At 74.3% G+C, this 3,136-nt stretch carries 3 protein-coding genes; all 3 read right to left on the bottom strand.

The features are described from left to right. Nucleotides 1-874 (bottom strand): asparaginase (locus MLY01S_RS11725; RefSeq protein WP_067192383.1); only part of this gene is annotated, 874 nt, incomplete at its 3' end. 33 nt (nt 875-907) lie between these two features. After that, a complete protein-coding gene (locus MLY01S_RS11720) occupies nt 908-1,645 on the bottom strand; it encodes an ABC transporter ATP-binding protein (RefSeq protein WP_082740164.1) in 738 nt (245 codons plus the stop codon). Nucleotides 1,646-1,670: 25 nt separating this feature from the next. Continuing rightward, the gene (locus tag MLY01S_RS11715) at nt 1,671-2,843 is read right to left on the bottom strand and encodes an ABC transporter permease (RefSeq protein ID WP_067192380.1); all 1,173 of its coding nucleotides are present in this window, start codon (nt 2,841-2,843) and stop codon (nt 1,671-1,673) included. Nucleotides 2,844-3,136 lie beyond the last annotated feature (293 nt).

Here is a 3,136-nt window from a genome sequence, read left to right as displayed (position 1 = left end):
CTCCGGCGCGGGAGCCGCCGTCCAGGGCCTTCACCGCCACGGCGGTGCCGTCCGGTGCTCCCATCACGGTCACGCCGTCCGCACCGAGCTTGGCGATCAGGCCCAGCTCTTCCATCACCAGGGTGTTCGGCCTGCCCTCGGCCTGCACGGCCCACGGATGGTCCAGCATGGCGTTGGCGACGGAGACGGCGTGCAGCTCGGCGTCCCGGCGGTGCGGGGCGGCGGCGACCCGGCCGATGCCGCGGGCCAGCCCGGCCAGGGACACCACGGCGGCAGGAGCCCCGCAGCCGTCCACGCCCACGTGGGCGATCTCCTCCCCGCAGTACTCCTCGATCACTGCGTCCACCTCGCGCTGCACCGGGTGCTCGCGCTCCAGGTAGGTGGCGGTGTCATGGCCGGAGGCCACGCAGGCGGCCAGGAAGCCGGCGTGCTTGCCGGAACAGTTGTAGGCCAGCGGGGTCTTCTCGGCGCCGTGGGCGATGTCGTCCGCGTGGCGGGCGATCTCCTCGGCGTCCGCCGGCCAGTCACCGGGGCACTGCAGGTCCGCGGCGGACAGGCCGTTGACCTGCAGGATCCGCTCGGCCAGGTCCCGATGCCGCGCCGTGCCGCGGTGGGAGCCGCAGGCGATGGCGATCTGTTCGCCCTCCAGGCGGGCGCCGTGGCGCAGCGAGGCGATGGCCTGGAACGGCTTGAGCGTGGAGCGCGGGTAGATCAGGGCGTCGGCCGGGCCGAGCGAGGCCAACACGGACCCGTCCGGGCCGGTGACCACGGCGGCACCGGGGGTGCGGGACTCGACAAAGCCGTTGCGGACCACGTGGACCAGCTCGACGGCGTCGGCGAGGGCGAACGTGGCGGAGGACGTGGGGGAGGTCATGCCCACCAGGGTAGTGGCGGGCGGAGCCTCGGCTCACTGCAGGCGGCCGTCCACCATCACCAGGGTCCGGTCGACGGCGTCCATGAACTCCACGTCGTGGGTGACCATCAGGGTGGCGGCGCCCTCCTCGCGGGTGAGCTCGCCGAGCAGCTCCACCACGGCGGCGGAGCGCTCCTGGTCCAGGGCGGAGGTCGGCTCGTCCACCAGCAGCAGCGCCGGCTTCGCCATGAGCGCACGCGCGATGTTCACCCGCTGCCGCTGGCCACCGGAGAGTTGGTGGGGGCGCTTGTCCATGGCCGCGCCGAGGTCCACCTTCTCCAGCAGCTCGGCGGCGCGCACCCGGGCGTCACGCTTGGCGGACCGGCCGGCGGAGCGGTCCAGGTGCACGGTCAGCTCCAGCTGCTCGCGTGCGGTCAGGGAGGGGATGAGGTTCGGCTGCTGGAAGATCACGCCGATCGACGTGCCGCGCATCGCGGTGCGCAGGGCCTTCGGCAGGGCGGTGAGGTCCTGGCCGTTGACCACCACCTGGCCCGAGGTCGGGGAGATCAGGCCCGCGGCCACGGCCAGCAGGGAGGACTTGCCGGAGCCGGACGGGCCGGTCATGGCGGTGTAGACGCCGGGGTACAGGTCCAGGGACACCCGGTCCAGGGCGCGCAGGGTGCCGCGCTCGCCGTCCGGGTACTCCAGCACCACATCGCGCAGGGACAGGGCGGGGGCGGCGTCGGGACGGTCCCCGGAGGTGGTCAGCAGCGGGGTGACGGTGGTGTTCATGGCGATGGTCCTTGTCTGGAGGAGGTCAGTTGCCGCCGAGGGCGACGAGCGGGTCGATGCGGACGGTGCGGGCAACCGCCAGGGCGGCGCCGAGCATGCCGAGTGCGAAGACGCCGGCGGCGGGGATGAGCACGGTGCCCGCGTCCACGGTGAAGGGGACCGCCTGGGAGGCGAGCAGCCCGAGGCCGAAGGCGGCCGCGGTGCCGATGCCCACGCCGACGAGCAGGACCACGCCGGCCTGGGTGAGAGCGTCCCGCAGCACCCAGCCGGTGGAGCCGCCGAGCGCCTTCAGCACGGCGATCTCCCGGGTGCGCTGCACGGTCCAGATGGACAGGAACGCGATCACCACCAGTGCCGAGATGCCGTAGAGGAACCCCTGCATGGTCATCAGCGAGCCGTTCTCCGAGGAGTAGGCAGGCAGGGCGGCGTAGGAGTCCGGCACGGTGGCCGAGACGGTGCGGGCGGCGTCGTCGGCCGTGGCGGCCGCGGCGGCGTCGTCCGCGCCGGCGGCGAAGCGCACGGCCAGGGCGGTGCCCTCGGTGTCCGCCGGGGCGTGGGCGGCGGCCTTCCAGTCCTTCAGGGACAGCCACACCACCGGGGTGTGCGAGTAGTACTCGGTCGGCTCGATCGCCGCGACGGTCACCACGGTGCCGGACAGTTCGATGCTGTCCCCGACCTGGGCGTGCAGGTCGTCCGCGGCGGCCTGGCCGAGCACGGCCTCGCCCTCCTTCAGACCTGAGGGGGCGTCGGCGGCGTCGGGGGCCACGCCGAGCAGGGCCACGGAGGCCACGCCGGTGGTCGGGATGTCCGAGGTGTCCACCCGGGCCGGGGCGTCGGCGCCGCCAGAGGACTCCGGGGCCGGCTGAGGGGCGTGCTCCAGGCCGACGGCCCGGCCCTGGGCCAGACCGACCGGCTCGGCGGAGGCGACGCCGTCGGCGTTCCGCCAGGCGTCGGCCTCGGCGGCGGTCACCTCGGACTGGGTGAAGTTCGCGGTGGGCTCCTGGCCGGCGGCGCCGCCGAAGGCCAGACGCTGCACGCCCTGGGACTCGAGCCGGTCCAGGGCGCCGGTGTTCTGGCCGCCGAGGCCGGCGGTCAGGCCCGTGAGCATCACGAGCAGCAGGGAGATCAGGGCCACCACGGCGCCCATGAGGGCGAACCGTCCGGTGGCGAAGCGCAGGTCGCGCAGGGCGAGGAACATCGAGCACCTGCTTTCGTCGGGATCGGTCCCGCGCGGCGCGGGACATCGGGTCTGTGGTGTTGCCTTCAAGACTCCGCCGATCCACCGGCCGGGACATCGCCTGCGGCGGTGGATCCGGGGTCCATCGAACGGTTGATTCCCGCGTGGATTCGGCGGATCTGCGGCCTCCGCCCTGCCGTGGCGAGGGCCGCGGGCCTAGGCTGAGCGGCATGGACCAGCACGTGCACACGCCGGCGCCGACGGGCCCCGCCTCGGCGCCGGCGGGCCCCGCCAGGCCCGGTACGGCGGGCCCC

Source organism: Micrococcus lylae NBRC 15355 (genome assembly GCF_001570885.1).
Classification (GTDB): Bacteria; Actinomycetota; Actinomycetes; order Actinomycetales; family Micrococcaceae; genus Micrococcus; species Micrococcus lylae.
Note: the sequence above shows the minus strand (reverse complement) of the source record. Positions and strands in the feature narration are given on the sequence as shown.

Coding starts and splice junctions, on each gene's coding strand:
- MLY01S_RS11720 (WP_082740164.1), bottom strand. CDS start 1,645: ATGAACACCACCGTCACCCCGCTGCTGACCACCTCCGGGGACCGTCCC.
- MLY01S_RS11715 (WP_067192380.1), bottom strand. CDS start 2,843: ATGTTCCTCGCCCTGCGCGACCTGCGCTTCGCCACCGGACGGTTCGCC.